We start from the raw sequence: 18,749 nt of genomic DNA, 5'->3' as shown, positions 1-18,749 counted from the left end.
GCCCCCGCCGGCCGTGCGGGACCGGCCTCAGGATTGAAAGTCGCGACAGCGAAGAGCATCGACGAGCGGCACCCCGACCCGGACGTCCCCCACGAGGAGCCGTCCATCGCCCGATGTCGTGATCTGACCGCAGAGCGCTTTTGTTTGATCCCCGCGATCACCAGCATCACCCGTCGGGGGGAGATCCGATGCCGACCACCGTCACCACCACGCCCTACGGCGCGGCGGCCTACAACGCCCTGCGGCGGGCCGTCCACGAGGCCAAGGCCGGGGACCCGCTGCAGCTCGTCACGGTCGTCGTGCCGTCTGAGCGCATCGGTGTCGCAGCCCGACGAGCCCTCGCCCGAGGTGACCACGAGCACCCGGCGGGCATCGCCGCGATCTCGATCATGACCTTGAGGCGGGTAGCAGAGACGCGTTCCGCCCGGGCGCTGCTTGCCGAGGGTCGGCGGCCACTCACAGGGCCAGCGCTCGCTGACGCGGTGCGGCGCCGACTGACAAACGACCCCGGCCCCTTCGAACCAGTCGCTGACCACATCGGCACGGTGCGCGCCCTCGCTGACGCCCACCGCACGCTCAAGCCATACAGGGACGACGTGCTCGATGCACTCGGCGACGACGAGGTCGTCGCAGCGACGGTCGCCGTCCATCGCGCGCTCGAAGCAGACCTCCGGACGAGCACCTACGACGAGACCGATCTCCTACGCCGAGCCGCTGAGCATGGTGGCGGCGACGAACCGGTGGTCGTGTTACTCCCCCAGGACCTCGACCCACCCGAGGTCGCGCTCCTCGAGGCTCTGAGCACCACGGTCGACCTCCGCATCCTGCTTGGCATCACCGGCCACGACGACGCGGATGCCGGACCCCTCGCGGTCGCGCGAGCCCTCGGTCACGACGTCCATCCCGACGGCGAGGCAGTCCCCACCGCTGCGCGTGTCCTGCACGCCTCCGACCCTGATGACGAGGTCCGCGCCGTCGTCCGTCGCGTCGTTGACGACCTCGCGACTCACAAGGGTCACCGCATCGCGGTTCTACACGCGAGCTCCGACCCCTACGCCCGGCTCCTCCACGAACATCTCGCGCGCGCTGACATCACGTTCTTCGGTCGCGGCATCCGCCCCGCCGTCGAGTCCGCCTACGGCCGCACCGTCATGCGCCTTCTTGCGCTGCCGGAGCACGACTTCGCCCGCACCGAGGTTCTCGCTGTCGTTGCGGGAGGACCGGTGCGCCACGGCGACCGGCACGCCCCGAGCAGCGCATGGGAGCGTGTGTCTCGCGCGGCCGGTGTCACTCGTGGCGCGGCATGGTCGCGGCTCGAGACGTTCGCGCGCCACACACGCGCCAAAGCCGCCAACGAGCGGCAACGGGAAGGCGCTCGCGACTGGCTCATCGCTCGCCACGAGCGTGACTCCGAGACCGCCGACGACCTCCGTGCCTTCGTCGAGGGTCTCCAATCCAGCCTCGCTGCCATCGATGCCGCCACAACGTGGGCCGACGCCACCTCGGCCGTTCGGCGCCTCCTCGAGCTCCTGGCCGACGACCTTCCTCCCGAGGACGCCACGGCGGCCCGTCGCGTCGACGCGACGTTGACCGCCGCCGCGACCGGCACGACCCCACCGTCCCGACGGCGGGTGGTCGAGCTTCTGGAGCTGGAGCTCGACGCCGTCCTCGACCGCGTCGGGACGATCGGCATCGGCGTCCACGTCGGCCCGGTGTCGGAAGGCGTCGGCGACGACGTCGACCGTGTCTACATCCTCGGTGCCGCCGAAGGCCTTCTTCCGCCGCGCACCGCGGACGACCCGCTACTGCCGGACCGTGCTCGCGAACGCACGAATGGAGCCCTTCCCACCACCCGCGAGCGGACCGCCCGCCAGCACCGACACGTCCTCGCAGCCCTGGCGGCAGCGCCACGGGAAGGCCGCACGATGAGCTTCCCCCGAGGGGACCTTCGCCGAGGCGGCGAGCGGGTCCCGAGCCGCTGGCTATTGCCGACGCTGCGCGTGCTCGGTCGCGACCGCGGCCTGCAGGCCACGAAGTGGCGCGAGATCGGGCGTCGGTTGGAGTCGTCGTCGTCGTATCCCGCCGCCCTGCTCGCCGCTCACACGCCCGCTTCAGCGCAGGAATGGCGGCAGGTCGCGGCGGTCGCCGGGACGCTCGAGGGCGACGAGACCATCGCGCGTGCCCACCGCCTTCGTCGGGGACGGGCCTCGGATCAGTTCACGCTCTACGACGGCAACCTCGTGGGCGAGGATGTGCCCGACCCGACCGCCAGCGACCGCCTCTCCCCTACGGCGCTCGAGGAATGGGTGCGCTGCCCGCACGCCTACTTCCAGTTCCGCCTGCTCGGCGTGGGTCCGGTGGAGGAGCCCGAGGAGGTCGTGCAGATCTCCGCGATGGAACGTGGGTTCGTGCTGCATGACGTCTGGGACAAGCTGGTCAACGCTGCCCTCGATGAAGGCTGGGCACCCGGCCCCGGCGAGCCGTGGCCGCCGCGAGCCGCCGACCGCATCGAGGCGCTCGCCGAGTCCGCGTTCGCGGAGGTCGTCGAGCGGGGTGTGACGGGCGCACGGCTGCTGTGGGAGCAGGACCAGCGGACGCTGATGCGCGACCTCACCACCTGGCTGACGAAGGACGATGAGCGCCGGCTTCGTCTCGACGAGGCTGTCCCCATCGGGGCCGAGTACGCCTTCGGCGAGGGGGCCACCCCCGCCATCGGCATCGCGCTGGGAGATGGCCGGGAGCTGAGGCTGCGCGGCAAGATCGACCGCGTCGATCGTCGTCGGGATGGCGGGTTGGCCGTGACCGACTACAAGACGGGCCGCGCCGACTCCTACAAGACGATCACACCCGAGGACCCGACCGACCACGGTCAGCGTCTCCAGCTCCCGGTCTACGCCCTGGCGGCACGCGAGCAGTACGGCGAGGGCCCGGTGCACTCGGAGTACTGGTTCACGAGTCTGAAGGGTGGGTTCACACCGGTCGGCTACGACGTGACCGACGACGTCCTCGACGAGACCCGACGTGTCCTCCGCGTGATCGTCGACAGCATCCGTGATGGCGTCTTCCTCGCCCGACCACCGAAGTCGTCCTTCTGGGGTTGCGCCTGGTGCGCGCCGGATGGATTGAGCACCGAACACGTCCGCGAGGTCTGGGGCCGCAAGCAGTCCGGTGCTGAGCAGTTGCGGGTCATGCTCGGGGAGGGTTCATGACGACGGCCGTGCTTCCTGACGACGACGTCCGCGACCGGATCCGTAACGACCTCGACTCGACGCTCTTCGTCGACGCCGGCGCAGGATCGGGCAAGACCACGGTGCTGGTCGACCGGATCGTGCGGCTGGTCGAGTCGGGCGTGCCGCTGCGCCACATCGCGGCGGTCACCTTCACCGAGAAGGCAGCCGCCGAATTGCGCGACCGGCTGCGGGAGTCGTTGGAAGAGGCCGGGCTCGACGACGCGTGCCGCGAACTGGACGGCGCCGCGATCGGGACGTTGCACTCGTTCGCGCGGCGCATCCTGTCCGAGCACCCGCTCGAAGTCCGGCTGCCGCCGTTGGTCGACGTACTCGACGACGTCGGATCGCAGGTTGCCGCCGACCGCTGGTGGCGGCAGCTCCAGATCGAGCTGCTCGACGACGACGAGACCGCGCCCCTGATCCGGCTCGGCCTAGCGGCTGACATGAAGCTCGACCATCTCCGCGAGCTCGTCATGGAACTCGAGGCGAACTGGGACCTCGTCGAGGAACGTCTCGCCGACGCTGAACCGCCGCCGCGGCCCCACGTGAATATCGGCGCCTACCTGGCGCGAGCGCGCGCCCTGCTCGAACGCCGTCGGGAGTGCACCGATCCCTCGGACAGGTTGCTGGCACGCTTCCCGCTCCTCGAGGATTGGGTGCGGCAGGCCGAGGCGACGGACGACGAGGCCCAGCTGCTCGACCTGATCGACGAGATTCCCGCGCCCGGCGGCAACGTCGGGAAGGCGCCCGCGTGGGGTGGGCAGGTGGCGTCCGTCCGGTCCGAGCTGAAGTCGCTGAGCGACGACGGCAGGACCGAGCAGGCCAGCGTCATGGACCAGGTGGTGCGCTGCCTGCTGCCGCGGCTCGCCCGCGAGGTCCTGACGGCAGCGGAGAACCGGGTGTGCGAGGGCCGCCTCCGCTTCCACGACCTGCTGGTGCTGGCCCGGCGGCTGGTGCGGCGGTCGTCGTCGGCGCGTCGAGTCCTGCAGGACCGCTACCAGCGCCTGCTGCTCGACGAGGCCCAGGACACCGACCCCATCCAGGTCGAGCTCGCCGTGCGCATCGCCGGCGGCGAGACAGCGGAGGGGCCGTGGCCCGACGTCGCCGTGCCCGCGGGCGCGCTCTTCTTCGTAGGCGACGGCAAGCAGTCGATCTATCGTTTCCGCCGGGCCGACATCGCGATCTACCTGGAGGCGCAGCGCCTCGGCGAGACCGTCGCGCTGACGACCAACTTCCGGTCCTCCCCCGCCGTCCTCGACTGGATCAACGCGGTCTTCGGCCGGCTGATCGTCGATGAGCCGGGGGTGCAGCCGGAGTACCGGGCGCTGGACGTCGGACCGAATCGCAGCGACGGGTGCGGCTCGGTGACGGTGCTGGGGTCAGTGGCGCATCCTGGTGGCCGCGAGACAACCGTCGACGACCTTCGTCAAGCCGAGGCCCGCGACATCGCCGGGTTGATCGTGACGGCATTGCGCGAGGGGTGGCGCGTCGCCGACCGCAGTGCCGGTTGGATCGAGCGGCCGCTTCGTCCCGACGACATCACCATCCTCCTGCCGACCCGCAACGCGATCTTCGCAATTGAGTCGGAGCTCGACGAGGCCGGCATCCCGTACCGCACCGAGGCTGCGTCGATCGTCTACTCGGCCGCCGAGGTGCGGGAGCTCATGACCTGCCTGCGGGCGGTCGACGACCCCACCGACGAGTTGGCCGTTGTCGCCACACTTCGCAGCTCGCTCTTCGGCTGCTCGGACGTCGAGCTGTGGCGGTGGCGTCAGGACGGCGAGTCGTGGAACCTCTTCGCGCCGCGTGCCGGGTCCGAGCCGGTCGGATCGGCGCTCGATCAGCTGCGGGACTGGTCGCGGGCCCGCTCGCGACTTGCGCCGGCGGAGCTGCTGGACCTGGTGCTGGAGCAGCGCCGGGTGCTGGAGGTCGCGGCCGACTCGCCGCGGTACCGGGAGGTGTGGCGCCGGCTCCGCTTCGTCGTCGACCAGGCTCGCGCGTGGTCCGAGGCGGAGCGCGGATCGTTGCGGGAGTACCTGGCGTGGGCGGCGCGGCAGGCGGACGACTCGGTGCGCGTCACCGAAACCGTCCTACCCGAGACTGACACCCGCACCGTCCGGATCACCACAATCCATGCCTCGAAGGGCCTGCAGTTCCCATTCGTCATCGTGGGCGGGCTGTGGTCGCCTGGCTATCAGAGTCGGCCGACGGTGCTGTGGCCGTCGTCGCGAGGTGTCGAGGTGGCGCTGTCGGCCAAGCTGCGCACGACGGGCTACGCGGACGTCGACGTCGTCGAGAAGGCGATCGAGCACGGCGAGCGCCTTCGCCTGCTGTACGTCGCGTGCACGCGGGCCGAGTCGCGCCTAGCCGTGTCGTTGCACCGTAAGGAGACGCCGCCCGGCAAGGAGGACCCGGCCTGCGTCTCCTCCGAGGTGCTGGCTCGGGCGGCCTTCGAGGTCCCGTCCTCGACGTTCTCGACGCCCGGACCGTCGCGGTGGTTCCCGGAGGCCGAGCCGGCTCGGCCCGAGCCGCCGCCGTGGGAATCGTGGAGCTCGGCGCACACGCTCGCGGTGAATCGGTCGGCGGCGCGCGAAGCCGTGTCGGCGACGGCGATCGCCCACCGTGAAGTGTCGTTGCCGTCGTTCCCGCCGGGCCTGGCGAAGGACCCGGTCGACCTCGAACTCCCGCCCTGGCGGAAGGGTCGCTACGGCGAAGCCTTCGGTCGAGCGGTCCACGCCGTCCTGCAGACGATCGACCTCGCCACCGGAGACGGCCTCCGCGATCTCGCCGAGTCGCAGGCGCTCGCTGAGGGCGTCGTGGACGCGGTCGACGACGTCGAAGCAGCGGTGCAGTCAGCACTCGGCTCGGAGGTGGTGCAGCGCGCCGCGCTCCGGCCGCACTGGCGCGAGACCTACGTCGGCACGATGGTCGACGGCAAGCTCGTCGAGGGCTACATCGACCTTCTCTACCGCGACGACGACGGCCTCGTCATCGTGGATTTCAAGACCGACTCGTCTGTCACCCCGGAGACGCTTGTGGCCTACGAACGGCAGCTTCACGTGTACGAGCGGGCGTTGTCCAACGCGGCCGGTGAGACCGTCGTCAGGTCGTTCTTGCTCTTCCCGCGCCCCGGTGGCGCGGTAGCCCGGCAGACGTCGCCCATCGGAGAAGAAGGGGCCCGATGAGTCAGCTGTTCATCGTCGACGACGAGCAGGCCCGCCCGGCGGAGGCCACGAGCCTCCCCGACGCGAAGTTGAAGGAGCGCGACCACCTCCAGGAGTGGGTGATCGACAACCCGTCGGTCCTCGGCGAAGACGTCATGGTGATCGCCTCTGAATACAACCACTGGGCCGCCGAGAGCGATGGCGTGCCGGCCCGCGACCGCCTCGACGTCCTCGGGATCGACGGGGCCGGACGGCTTGTCGTCGTCGAGCTCAAACGAGGCGTCGCCGCCCGCGACATCCATCTGCAAGCCATCACCTACGCCTCCCTGGTCTCGCGCTTTACCCTTGAGACCCTTGCGCAGGCCAACGCCGTTTTCTTGACCCGCAGGCTCAAGACGACGGTCGCGGTGGATGAGGCACGATCGCGGATCCTCGATCACGTCGGTGACGATCTCGATCCCGACGTTCTCAAGCGCCCGCGCCTGGTCCTCATCGCGTCGTCATTCCCGAAGCAGGTTACCTCGTCAGTCGTTTGGCTTTCTGAGATGAGCCTGGACATCTCGCTGGTCCAGGTCTCATTGTGGCGGGTGGCCGATCAGCTGGTGGCGGACTTCTCCACCATCTACCCCGTCCCTGAGGTGGAAGAATTTACCCTCGGTCCAGAACGGGTGAAGGCCGGCGAGGTCGGCAAGCGCATCGAACAACGAGCGCGCAGCAAGAACATCGTGCAGCTCCTCGTTGAGTCCGGATTTATTCCCGCGGGAACAGAGCTACGAATCGTCCCCCACGGAATGGTGGCCGAGACTCGAGAGACGCTTGAGGCTTGGCTGGACGACGACAACGCGCGTCGCTCTGCGCTTTGGACCGGGGAGGCACCGAAAGCCATCCGTTGGCGTGGCGAGGACTACACCCCAACCGGCCTCGCGAACGAGGTTCTCGGCCAGGCCACCAGGAGCAAGGGAGCGATCCAGGGCCCAGCATGGTTTGTCCTTGCGGACCCGTCCTACCCGACGGACGCGAACCCCGAGCAATGGGACGAGCTCCAAGGCAAGACACTGGTCGATATCGCGCAAAGACTCGGCTTATACTCTTATAGGGAACGCCGCGCGCCGATTATCGATCGTCTCCTGGCCGCGGACGAGCCCTCCGAAGGTCAGGCACTCACCATTGTTGTGCCGCCTATTAAGCAAGACGTCGACGGGATCCGCGCCTGGCTGGCCAGCGAACCGAAGCGTGGCATCGCGACGTGGCGCCAGGACGCTGACGCGCAGGTGGTCTGGGCCTTCGACGAGCAGACTTGGGACATGAAGGAGCTTGCGCGCGAAATCCTTCGGCAGAGTCTCGGCGTTGACGCCGACAAGGTCTGGGGTCCCAACTGGTTCCAAGTCGCCGATGGTCGAACACTCAGCAAAATTGCCGACGCGTTGCAATAAACCGAAACTAGACTCTGCAAGAAGCAAAGGTCATGATTCAGAATATCTCGGCAGTCGTCACTGCGGTTGGAGTTGTACTCGCTGCGCTATCGATCCGCGCCGCACAACGCCAGAGACTCCGATCCTTCGAGGCGTTCTACGTGCAACGATATTGGTCCCTCATGGACTCCATGTCACTCGCAGCCCTCAGGCTCGAAGCTGACTATAAGCTTCGCACTCGTGACGAGAAGGCCGTTCGATCGTATATTCGCCTCTGTGAGGACGAGTGCGAGCTTCGCGAGAAAGGATGGATCACTGACGCCACGTGGAAGATATGGGCCGATGGCATGAAGGTTCAGCTTGAACGGGAACCTTTCGCTCAAGTCTGGAAAGACGTCTGTGCGCAGCAGGGGGCGTACCAGTACCAACTACTGCAGAGATTGCAGAAGAAAGACTGGCAGCCCACAGCCATCCGCCCCAGCCTCCCTCGTCGCGTCCGAGCCGGACTCACTGGCTCCTCCGGTGTCTGAGACGAGCCACGGCATCTATGTTCTCCTGGGAGGGCGGTTCAGTTGTCCTCCTCGTCCTCCCTCTCAGCGGCGAGCTGCTCAGCGCGGCTGACCGCCAGCCGTTCCATCTCAAGGTCAATGACCTCGGCAGCAAGCTTCTTCTCTGAGACATCGACGGCCTCGGCGCTGGACGCCGCCACCTCGCTGCCGCGGGCGTACTCGTCGAACAGGCGCTGCTTCTCCTCGAGCAACTCGACCATGCGCTGATCGACGCTGTCGGTTGTCAACAGGCGGTGGACCTGCACGCCCCGGAGCTGCCCCATGCGATGCGCCCGGGCGATGGCCTGACTTTCGAGAGATGGCTTGACCTGCGGCTCGCAGATGATCACGACCGAGCCCGCCTGCATGTTCATACCCGTACCGCCGGCGGTGATCTGCGACAGCAGCACCGCGTCCGCGCCAGCACGACCGAACTCGTCGATGATCGCTTGCCTCTTGGTCGCGGGTACGGAGCCTGTCAATGGGCCGACGACTCGCTCACCGAGGACCTCAGCGACCTCCTCCAGCACATCGCGGAAGTACGAGAAGACGATTACCTTCCGACCGTTCGCTGCAGCGTCATTCGTGATCTCCTGGAGCCGAGCGAGTTTCTCCGAGTGTCCAGGATGGTCCACGATCGCCACGCGGCGCATGCGCATGAAGTTGCGGGCCGCGACGGCCATGCGATAACCGGGCATCTGATGAGCGGTAAAGCTGCTCCACTCGGGCGTGACCACCAAGTCGGGAAGCTCTTGCAGCACGTCTTCCTGGTTGCGCCGTAGATATACCGGCGCCAGTTCCTCCCGATATCGACGCGCACTAGCCAGGCCATCGATCTGCGCTAGGCGGCGAGCGGCCTCTGGCTGCAGATACGTGACGAGCTGTTGGAACTCTCCGAGGCGATTCTCGAGTGGCGTGCCTGTCAGAAACAGCGCCCGCTCGGCGCGGTCAACGAGGGGCAGAAGCGCTCGCGCCCGCTGGGTCTGCGGGTTCTTCAGGTAGTGCGCTTCGTCCACCACGATCAGGGGCAGCTGAGCAGGTGGGGCCGGCAGCACCGGCAGTGTTCCGAAGGTAGTCACCGCGACGCCGCCGCGACGTTGCCATGTTCTCCAGGTTCGGTCGCGGTCGCTGCCATGCACAAGGAACGCCTCGAGCGCGCTGTGACGGCGTACCTCACTCGTCCAGTTCACGAGCACGGAGGCGGGGCACACCACGAGGTGGTGCTTCGCGCCACCGCCACTGAGGTGTGCCATGACGGCGATGGCCTGGACCGTCTTGCCCAGACCCATCTCATCCCCGAGCAGCGTCCGACGCTGTACCAGCGCATACCGTGCCCCGAAGGACTGATAGCCGCGCAGCGAGACCTTGCCTTCGAGGAGCACCTCGTCCAACGGCTGGGCGTGGACTGCTGCGACGATCTCGGCCGGTAGGTTGCCGGCTGCAGCGTCTTCGCCGAGGTCAAGCTCGACGATCTGTCCGAGCACGGTGTAGTAGCCGGCACTGTCTCGCTCGAAGTCGTCCCACACCCTGTCGGCGCCCGGGGCATGGCCTTGACCAGGACTCACCTGTGTCAGCAGTTGGAGTAGGCCGCTTCCCTCGAGGTCGGAGACCGTCTCCCGAATCTGCATCAGGAAGTTCGTAGGATCGGAGCCTCCAACGATGGAGAGCTGAGTGACCTCCTTCGAAATGGCAGCGAGCGGACGGAGCAGATCGAGAGCCGCCTGAAGGTCGCGCCCTCGTCCCTCCAAGACCCGGTCGTACTGACGCAAAAGGAAGAGCGTTGTGAGAAGTCGGGTGACGAGCGTGTCCGAGCGATCGAGATCGATGCGAAACCGCAGATCATCTTTTACGGCCTGGCGCAGTCGCTGCGCTGCTGCAAACAGCTGGCGGGCGGTGGTCTCGCTGATGCCGTTCACCTGGCCGAGCCTGGCTGAGCCGGCGCGCAGCACATCATCAACGGTGTGGCAGCGAGCTTCGCTCAAGGACTTGAACCGTACTCGGTTTGCCGTCGCCTGCTTCAGCGCCGTTGTCGGCATCTCGGCCAGTTGCTTGCTGACCATCCGGTCCTGCACGGACTCGAAGGTCCGCTTGACCTCGCTGACGAGGGGCGGACGGTGCCGGAGCACCGAAGGCGCAATGGCCAGGAAGCGTCGGATGACGTCGAGCTGCTCGACCTTGACTGACACGTGCGGTCCACGAGGCGCGGCGAGGCCGAGGACCTTGGACGCGGCCGATGTGGCCGCTACCGCGTCGGCTCGACCAGATGTGGTGTTCGTGAGAGCCGAATTCCACGCCTGCGCGACGCCATTCGCCTTGACGTGGTCGAGCATTTTGACGAGTGCTGCGAACTGAATCTCGGCATGCTCACGGGTCTTCTTCGACGAGAAGAGGCCGCGCAGACGTCCCTGGGTTACTGGCCGGGCCTCTTCGACGAGACTCGGGAGGCTGCGTCGGATGGCCGACGCACTGCTCAGCTGCGCTTGCAGCGCAGGGCGTGCGTGCGCTTGAGCCGCAACTGTGTCGACAAGGACACTCGGGCGACCGGAGACGCCAAGAGCGATGGCCGCCACGCCGGAATTCGCCGCGCCGCGCTCAGGTGGCAGTGGCAGCTTCAGCAGGGAGCCGTCGACAGCGCGCCGCAAGGCCGCGTCCTGCTCGCCGACCGCGTCCTCCACCTGCTCGGCGAGGGCGAGAAGAGCCTCGGCTTGCAGGAGGGCTGCGCGGGCTTTCTCCCGATCCTCAGCCACGCGATCCCGCCACCAAGCGCGCCGGTACGACCAGGGCCGTCGCTTCAATACGCGGGGGCTCCGCGACCACCCGCTCTTGAGCGGCGAGCTCTGCCAACCGTCGAGTCAGTCGATCCTCAAGTTCACGTGCCTTCCGCTCGGCGCTGTCCGGGCGCATCCGCGTCCGGCTCCCCGCCCGCTCCGCGGCCGCGAGCCGTTCAGCCTCGCCGTCCCAGTGGGCGATCTGCTGCTTCAGACGATCGAGGACCGCCCTGCGGGTGCGCTGAACCCTATTGCCGACCGTTGCCGACACCTCATCCTCGAGCTGAGGGAGCGCGATCGTGATGGCCCACGAGCGCGCAGCCTTCTCCAGGCCGTCCGATAGCCACGCCTCGTTGAGCAACGAGGTAGCCCTGTCCCGTTCGCCGTCCGTGGCCGCCCGGTACGTCCGTAGGGCCTGCGGCCCGACGTTGGCCGCGGAGCCGTCCCGGCAGAGTTCGATGACCTCGAAGCGCCGCATGACCGACATTGGAGGTTCCTGCGAGTCGACAACGGACTGCACCAATGCGACGAGGAGTCGCGGCTCTGCGCCACCGCGGTCATCGACGAGGAGGCAGCCCTGACGTCGCTCGGTCACCGTGTCATCGAGGACCTGGTCGACGAGGGCATCGAGCAGCGGATGACCAGGGCGCACAAGATCAGCCGTGGACGAGACGTCGGACGGGTCGGCTTCAAAGCGCAGGGACTCGTAGCTGCGAGCTGGTCGCACCCTGCCTCGTGCACGCTCTCGGAGGTCAGTGGGGACCCGCTGAACCTCGCAGCTTCCGTCCCTGCGAGCGGTCACCCGGCCTCCCGCATGGCGGAGGCCGGCGACCAGGAAGTCGCGCACATCGGCCGACCGGAGACGTCGGGCGCGCGCCTGTTCCATCTCGCGACGGACCTCGCTGACCGCTGCTGGATCGAGAGTCTCCTGAAGGAGCGCCCGCTCCTCGAGCAGTTGTGTGAGCCCGTCGGACACGGTCGCATCGACGGTCTGGCGGAGCCTCGCCCGCACCTCCGGTTGGTCGCCGTAGCGCACAGCCTCGAGCAGCATGTCGCGCAGAGGACGTTCCCGGAAAGCCTCCCCGAGGACGTCGAAAACCTTGCCTGCGAACACGGTCTGCTGGTGCTCCAGTTTCTTCAGCAGCGTCAGATAGACATCGCCCTCGCGGGTGTCGCTGGCGATGAGGTTCCACAGGTGGCAGACCTCGGACTGACCAATGCGATGAATTCGGCCGAACCGCTGCTCGATACGGTTCGGATTCCACGGCAGGTCGTAGTTGACCATGAGATGCGCTCGTTGAAGGTTCAGGCCTTCGCCAGCGGCGTCAGTCGCTACGAGGACTGTGACCCGCGCGTTGGCCGTGAACTCGTGCTGGATGGCCCGCCGCTGCTCGCGAGGAACCCCGCCGTGAATCGCGACGACCGCCGACGGATCCCCCAAGTGGCCACCGATACGGTCGACGAGATAGCGCAAGGTGTCACGGTGCTCGGTGAAGACAATCAGCTTCGAGAGCTCTCGACCGGACTTGTCACTGGCTCCGCGGTCGAGGATGTTCTTCAGCTCTTGCCATTTGCGGTCGTTATCCCGGCGTCGTACGTCAGCCGCGATACGGATGAGTCCGTCCAACTCTTCAACCTCGCCAGCCAGCTCCTGGCGTGACCGCGCTGCCGTAGCCAGGTCGACGACCTCGTCCTCGAGGCTTTCCTGCTCACCCCCAGGCACCTCGTCCACCTCGAGGAGGTCAAGCTTCTCGCCAAGGACCCCAGAGCGGACCACGGGTTCTTGGAGCTGCTTATGCAGCCGGTCGCGCCGACGCTGCAGACTGCGCAGGATCGCCTCGGGACTCGACGCCAACCGACGCTGCAGGACGGTCAGCGCGAAGCCGACCGTGCGTCCCCGTGCGGTCTTCCCCTCGGCCTCCAGCGACTGCGCCCGGTCCATCCCGTGGCGCACGTAGTCCGTCACCGCCTCATACAGGCCCTGCTCCTCGACCGAGAGCTGGTACTCCACGGTGTAAGCGCGCCGCTCGGGAAAGAGAGGCTTGCCCTCCATGGTGAGCAGGTCTTCCTTGACCATGCGCCGCACAAGATCGTCCACCTCGGCCCGCGTCGACCGGCGGACGTTCCCCGGTTCGAAGCGGTCAGGATCGAGCAACGCCAGAAAGAGCTCGAAGTCCTCCGGCTTTCCCGCGTGCGGGGTCGCCGTCATGAGGAGGAAGTGCCGAGCCGTGGACTCCAGCAGCCGTCCCAGGTTGTAACGCTTCGTCGCGTTCACCGCACCACCGAAGCGTTGCGCGCTCATCCGGTGGGCCTCGTCGACGACAACCAAGTCCCACGTGGTCGCGCCGAGGGCGGTCAGAAGCTCCTCGTTGCGACTGAGCTGATCCATCCTGGCGATGAGCAGCGGGTGCTCGTCGAAGACGTTTCCGTCCAGAGTTCCATCGACCAGCGGCCGCGTCAGCAGCTCGAAGCGCAGCTGGAACTTGTCGAACAGTTCGTCCTGCCACTGCTCGACGAGGCTTCCAGGGGCCACGACCAGGCAGCGCTCAAGGTCTCCGCGGAGCAGGAGCTCCTTGATGTACAGCCCGCACATGATCGTCTTACCTGCGCCGGGGTCATCCGCCAGGAGGAAACGGAGGGGTGTGCGCGGCAAGAGCTCGTCGTAGACAGCCCGGATCTGGTGCGGGAGGGGCTGAAGGTTGCCGCCGCTCACCGCCAGCATCTGATCCAACGCGGCATGCTTCAGGCGGAGCGCGGTTGTACCGAGCAGCCACGCTGTTGGGTCGGCATCCAACTGCCGCTTGCTCGTCGTGGCGGCGGCGAGCCGCTCCTCGTCTTTGCGACTGAGCACCAGCTCCCGAGCCGTGCTTCCGTCTGCGGGCCGATAGGTCAGGAGCAGCCGGTTGCCTCCGAACCACTCCACCGCGACGACGGAGACGGGAGCGTTCATGGCAACGCCGGTCACCAGCGTCCCGGGGACGAGCTCCTCGAGCCGCATGTCTGCCTCCGCGTGGGACCCGCTGCCGTGTGCCTAGCCGGAGATCTGTCGATCAGTAGGCAAAGCACGTTACCCACATCACCTTGATGCCGTCGACGCACCTTTGGGGCCATCAGTCAGGTTCTCGCCGGCTGCGGCCCGCCGATGCGGCCGAAGTGCGACGGCCTGGCAGGATCACCGCTGCTGACACGGGAGGGAGTCAACGATGGTCTGGAACCAGATCACGCCCTCGAGCTTTCCGTGGGAGCGTGCAGCGCTTGACTACGTCAAGGAGCGCCTGCCGCCACGGCACCCCTACCAGGCCTGGTCGAACTTCACCTTCGTCTCGCAGCAGGGCCACATCCGCGAGGTAGATCTCCTGGTCGCGAGCCCCAACGGGCTGCACCTCATCGAGATCAAGAACTTCAAGGGCCGGCTGACGAACCAGGGCTCTACCTGGATCCTTGACGACGGCCGCCACCGGCCGCCCTTCGACTCACCGGTCCCCCTCGCCGACCTCAAGGCCAAGGAGCTGAAGTCGCTCCTCGCGGCGGCAGGTCGCGGCGAACGCATGCGGCTGCCCTACGTCACCGCGTCGATCTTCCTGGCCGAGCACGGGATGAAGGCGGACCTGTCGGAGAACCAGCGGCACCACCTCTATGGCGTTCAGGGCAACGTTGCGCACCTGCCGCATGTCATGGACCTCATCGAGGCCCCGCCGCAGCGAGAGCCGATCGACCAGCAGTTCGCTCGGCGCCTGCACCAGCTGCTGCAGAAGGTCGGCATCCACCGGACGCAGAAGAGCATCTCGATCGGTCCGTGGCGCATCGAGCCGCAGCCGTACGAGTCGGGCCCGACCTGGCAGGACCACCACGCCCGCCGTCCGGACAACGAGGCCGCGTACCGCCGCGCGCGGATCTACCTCTACGAGCGCGAGGACGACCCCGAGGCACGCGAGTCCACCCGACTCGCTGCCCAGCGTGAGTTCGCAGCCGGTCAAGGGATCCAGCACCCCGGCCTACTCGTGCCGGCCGACATGCTGGACCACGAGATGGGGCCAGCCCTCCTCATCGATCAGTCGCCGGACGCACAGCGCCTGGATCACTGGCTTGTCACACACGGCCGCGACCTCGACCTTCCTGAGAAGCTCGGCCTCATTCGTCAGCTCGCCGAGGCCGTCCGCTATGCCCACGACCGGCGGCTGGTCCACCGGGCGCTCTCCCCGCGCGCGGTGATCGTCGAGGACCTTCCCGACGAGGGCCCTCGGCTGCGAGTTGGCGAGTGGCAGACCGCCGCCCGCGGACTGTCCTCGTCGAAGACCCGGCACCGCGTCGAGGTCACGAGCCACGCCGGACGGCACGTCGAGCAGGCCGCCCAGGCCTACCTCGCCCCGGAGTTCCGCGAAGACGCCGACGGCACGACGACCATCGATATCTTTGGCCTCGGCGCCACCGCCTACCTCATCCTCACGGGTCAGGCGCCCGCTTCCACGCAGGCCGAGCTGATCGAGCGCCTCCTCACCGACGACGGACTACATCCCAAGGCCGTCGACGACTCCCTGCCCGACGACGTCGACGCGTTCGTCGCGGAGGCCACCCGCCCGATCATCAGCGACCGGTGTCCGGACATCGAAGACTTCCTGACGCTGCTTAGCCTCGCCGAGGCCTCGCTGCGCGAGTCGGTGCACCCCGACCCGGAGCCGGACCCGTACGAAGCGGGACCGGACGACGTGGTCGGCGGCGAGTACCGGGTCGTCAGCAGGCTCGGTACCGGCGCTACCGCGCGCGCCCTACTCGTGCGCCGCGACAACGAGGAAGCCGTCCTCAAGATCGGCCGCGACGACAAGGCCGCAGCCCGACTCGACGACGAAGCCGCCGTCCTCGCCGACCTAGCGAACGACTACATCGTCCGGCTCCGACGCGGCGTGTTCCCGCTGGGCACTCGGACGGCCATCGAGGTCACGCTCGCCGGGCAGACGACGCTGTCGCGGTACTTGCGCGAGGAAGGCGCGCTGCTGCCCGACATGCTGCAGCGCTACGGCTCGCAGCTCCTCGACGCCGTGGCCTACCTCGAGCGCAACGCCGTCCGGCACCGCGACATCAAGCCCGACAACATCGGTGTACTCACCCACGCCAAGCGCGGCACCTCCGTCGTCCTCTTCGACTTCTCCCTTGCTGGGATCCCCGACGCCGACGTCACCGCCGGCACGAACGGCTACCGCGACCCCATGCTCGGCACGGCCCGACGACCGGCCTGGGACGACGCCGCCGACCTCTACGGCGCTGCCGTAACACTGCACGAGATGGCCAGCTTGGAGCTGCCTACCTGGGGCGACGATGGGTCTGACCCACGAGTCGCACGCGCCGAGGCCTCGATCTCCGAGGAGGTCTTCAGCCCGGCCCTGCGTGAACCCCTCACCGAGTTCTTCCGTCGCGCGTTCGCCCGCGAGGCCGGCGATCGGCATCCGTCTGCCGAGGCAATGCGCCGCGCGTGGGACGACGTGTTCACCGAGGCCGACAGCACTGGCCCGGCGACCACGCTCCCGTCGATGTCGGACGACCCGCAGGACGTCCGCGACCGCGTTGCCTCGCTCGCCTCGCTCGACTCTGCCCTTGACACCGCTGGACTGAGCCCGCGCGCCGTCGCCGTTGCCCAGCGCCTCGGAGCATCGACGGTCGGCCAGCTGCTCGCACTCCCGATCCGCGACCTCTGGCGGGCCCGCGGGCTGTCGAAGCCGACGCGCGACGAACTGCTTCGCCGGGTGCGGGAATGGCAGGACCGGCTGGAAGCGGGCAGCGCTACGCCCCCAGTCGAAGCATCAGGAGACGACGACGCCGCGCTGTCTCTCGACCTGCTCGTCGAGCGACTGATTCCCGCCACGCCGAAGCGCGGAGCCGATCAGGCCGCCATCGTGCGCGGGGCTCTCGGTCTTCCCGACGACCGCGGTGGCCGACTCCCAGATACGCGATGGCCCACGGTCAAGGCGTTGGCCGACCGCTTCGGGCTCGCGCCTAGACAGCTCAACGATCTCCTGGACAAGCAACGCAACCGTTGGTCTGGTGACGCCGAGCTCGCGGCGGCCCGAGCCCAGGTCGTGACCGCTCTGCGGCAACTCGGGCGCGTCGCCACCGCCAGCGAGCTGGCCGACCAGCTCCTCGCAGTGCGGGGTTGCCCGTCGGAGACCGACCCCACCCGACGCCGGGCCTACGGCTTTGCCGCCCTGCGCGCCGTCGTGGAAGGCGAGGACCCCGAGAATCCACGCTTCGGAACCCGCCGTCATCACGACCGGATGCTCATCGCGCTGCAGGTAACTGAGGACGAGGACCTCGACATCCCCAGCGACTTCGCGCTGCTGGAAGTGGCTGCGCGGCTCGGCGATAAGGCCGTCGATCTTGCTGCCCGGGAGCCCCTCCCAACCCCGACGACCGTGATCCGCGAGCTCAGTGCCATCTCCGGCGACGTCGTGCCGGGCATTGTCGAGCAGCGACTCGTTCGGCTGGCGGCTGCGGCCTCTGGATCAGTGCTCGCCAATGCTCGGCTCGAGCTCTACCCCGCTGACCTCTCCCCCGCCCGAGCGCTGCGCCTCTCGCAGGCCGGTGCGGCCATCCCGCCGGACGGCCTGGAGCCTGAGGTCTTCGAGTCGCGGGTCGCCGCCCGCTTTCCAGGGCTCCCCCCACTGCCCTCCGGCGCCGCACTCCGAGACCTGCTCCGGTCGATGGACATTGCGGTCGACTGGACCGGGCAGAAGATTCGTCCCGTCACCACGACGGCTGCATCGAGCTCGCTCTTCACCCCCGCGCCCATCGCCTCAGACGGCGCAGACCCACGGCTCGACCGCGTCTTGCGGAATGGCGGCGTCCGGATCGTCACCGCCCGTCGCTCGCGGTGGCAAGAGGCGCGCAGTCGCCTCGCGGCCGCAACGGGCGCGACAGTCCATGACGCTGGGACGGAGTTCGCCACCGCCATGCGCGAGATCGCCGCGGAGCAGAAGGTGCGGTCGTTTGCGACGGTGCTCCGGGCCGACGCCGACGACGCCCCGGATCGCGCGCGCACAAATCTCACCAAGATCGTGAAACTGGCGTTGGCGCGACTGGAGTCGTCGTGGCGGGCTGAGTCGGTGCTCGCTCTCGACGGTCTCACGCCTTTCGGACGCTACGACGGCGCTATGGCCATGCTGGAGCGGCTGATGTCCTCCGCACGCAACGCCGGACGCGACGGCGGACCGACGTCACTCGTTCTACTCTGCGTCGCCGCGGACGAGCGCGCGGCACCCCACGTCGACCGCGCAGCGATCGGCATGGTGTCGAGCGAGGAGTGGCTCGTGGCTTCCCCCGCCTGGCTGGAAGGTTCCGACGCAGCCTGATGAGCTGCTCACACGGGTCGCACTGAGCGTGACGACCACCGTGCGGGATCACCCGGGTACCTCGGACCAGCGGTCACGTCGGCCTGATAGCCGTTGTCGAACTCGCCAGTGGTTCCGAGGCTGTATCCGACAGCAGGCTTACTGCCGGGCTGAGCACCGTCGGCCTTCCACGAGCCGGTCACGACCGTCTCATCGGCGCGACAGGTCGACTTCACCATCGCTCCGGTGCCAGAGGCCACGGTCTGCGTGACCGTGCGCTTCTCCACCGCGGCGGGCTGTCCAGCCGT

The 18,749-nt window shown here is 68.1% G+C and carries 6 protein-coding genes; 4 read left to right on the top strand and 2 right to left on the bottom strand.

What is annotated here, in order from left to right; all coding sequences use genetic code 11:
• Window positions 1–188 precede the first annotated feature (188 nt).
• Genes QSK00_RS04835 through QSK00_RS04825 form a run of 3 tightly spaced genes read left to right on the top strand, consistent with a single transcriptional unit; the run spans window position 189 to window position 7,827 of the window.
• The gene (locus QSK00_RS04835) at window positions 189–3,209 is read left to right on the top strand and encodes a PD-(D/E)XK nuclease family protein (RefSeq protein WP_285588142.1); all 3,021 of its coding nucleotides are present in this window, start codon (window positions 189–191) and stop codon (window positions 3,207–3,209) included.
• Window positions 3,206–6,415 carry a UvrD-helicase domain-containing protein gene (locus tag QSK00_RS04830; RefSeq protein WP_285588139.1) on the top strand — a complete coding sequence of 1,070 codons (3,210 nt, stop codon included), beginning with the start codon at window positions 3,206–3,208 and terminating at the stop codon, window positions 6,413–6,415. The genes QSK00_RS04835 and QSK00_RS04830 overlap by 4 nt, the downstream gene beginning before the upstream one ends.
• Entirely contained in the window at window positions 6,412–7,827 is a 1,416-nt protein-coding gene (locus QSK00_RS04825; protein WP_285588137.1) for a PDDEXK family nuclease, read from the top strand. The genes QSK00_RS04830 and QSK00_RS04825 overlap by 4 nt, the downstream gene beginning before the upstream one ends.
• A 547-nt stretch (window positions 7,828–8,374) precedes the next feature.
• On the opposite strand, the gene QSK00_RS04820 is transcribed toward QSK00_RS04825, so the two are convergent.
• Both QSK00_RS04820 and QSK00_RS04815 read right to left on the bottom strand, forming a co-directional pair.
• Complete coding sequence (locus tag QSK00_RS04820; protein WP_285588134.1) at window positions 8,375–11,101, bottom strand: DEAD/DEAH box helicase; 2,727 nt, start codon at window positions 11,099–11,101, stop codon at window positions 8,375–8,377.
• A complete protein-coding gene (locus tag QSK00_RS04815; protein ID WP_285588132.1) occupies window positions 11,094–14,120 on the bottom strand; it encodes a helicase-related protein in 3,027 nt (1,008 codons plus the stop codon). Before QSK00_RS04815 ends, QSK00_RS04820 begins: the two co-directional genes overlap by 8 nt.
• A 205-nt stretch (window positions 14,121–14,325) precedes the next feature.
• Between QSK00_RS04815 and pglW the strand changes: the two genes are divergently transcribed.
• Complete coding sequence (pglW, locus tag QSK00_RS04810; protein WP_285588129.1) at window positions 14,326–18,462, top strand: BREX system serine/threonine kinase PglW; 4,137 nt, start codon at window positions 14,326–14,328, stop codon at window positions 18,460–18,462.
• The last annotated feature ends 287 nt before the right edge of the window (window positions 18,463–18,749 follow it).

The sequence above is a fragment of the Actinomycetospora sp. NBRC 106378 genome (assembly GCF_030269685.1).
Lineage (GTDB): Bacteria > Actinomycetota > Actinomycetes > Mycobacteriales > Pseudonocardiaceae > Actinomycetospora.
This window is presented reverse-complemented; position numbering and strand designations above follow the sequence as displayed.

What these genes read in the sequence shown, in the direction of transcription:
- QSK00_RS04815 (WP_285588132.1), bottom strand. Translation starts at nt 14,120, where the DNA reads ATGCGGCTCGAGGAGCTCGTCCCCGGGACGCTGGTGACCGGCGTTGCC.
- QSK00_RS04825 (WP_285588137.1), top strand. Translation starts at nt 6,412, where the DNA reads ATGAGTCAGCTGTTCATCGTCGACGACGAGCAGGCCCGCCCGGCGGAG.
- pglW (WP_285588129.1), top strand. Translation starts at nt 14,326, where the DNA reads ATGGTCTGGAACCAGATCACGCCCTCGAGCTTTCCGTGGGAGCGTGCA.
- QSK00_RS04835 (WP_285588142.1), top strand. Translation starts at nt 189, where the DNA reads ATGCCGACCACCGTCACCACCACGCCCTACGGCGCGGCGGCCTACAAC.
- QSK00_RS04830 (WP_285588139.1), top strand. Translation starts at nt 3,206, where the DNA reads ATGACGACGGCCGTGCTTCCTGACGACGACGTCCGCGACCGGATCCGT.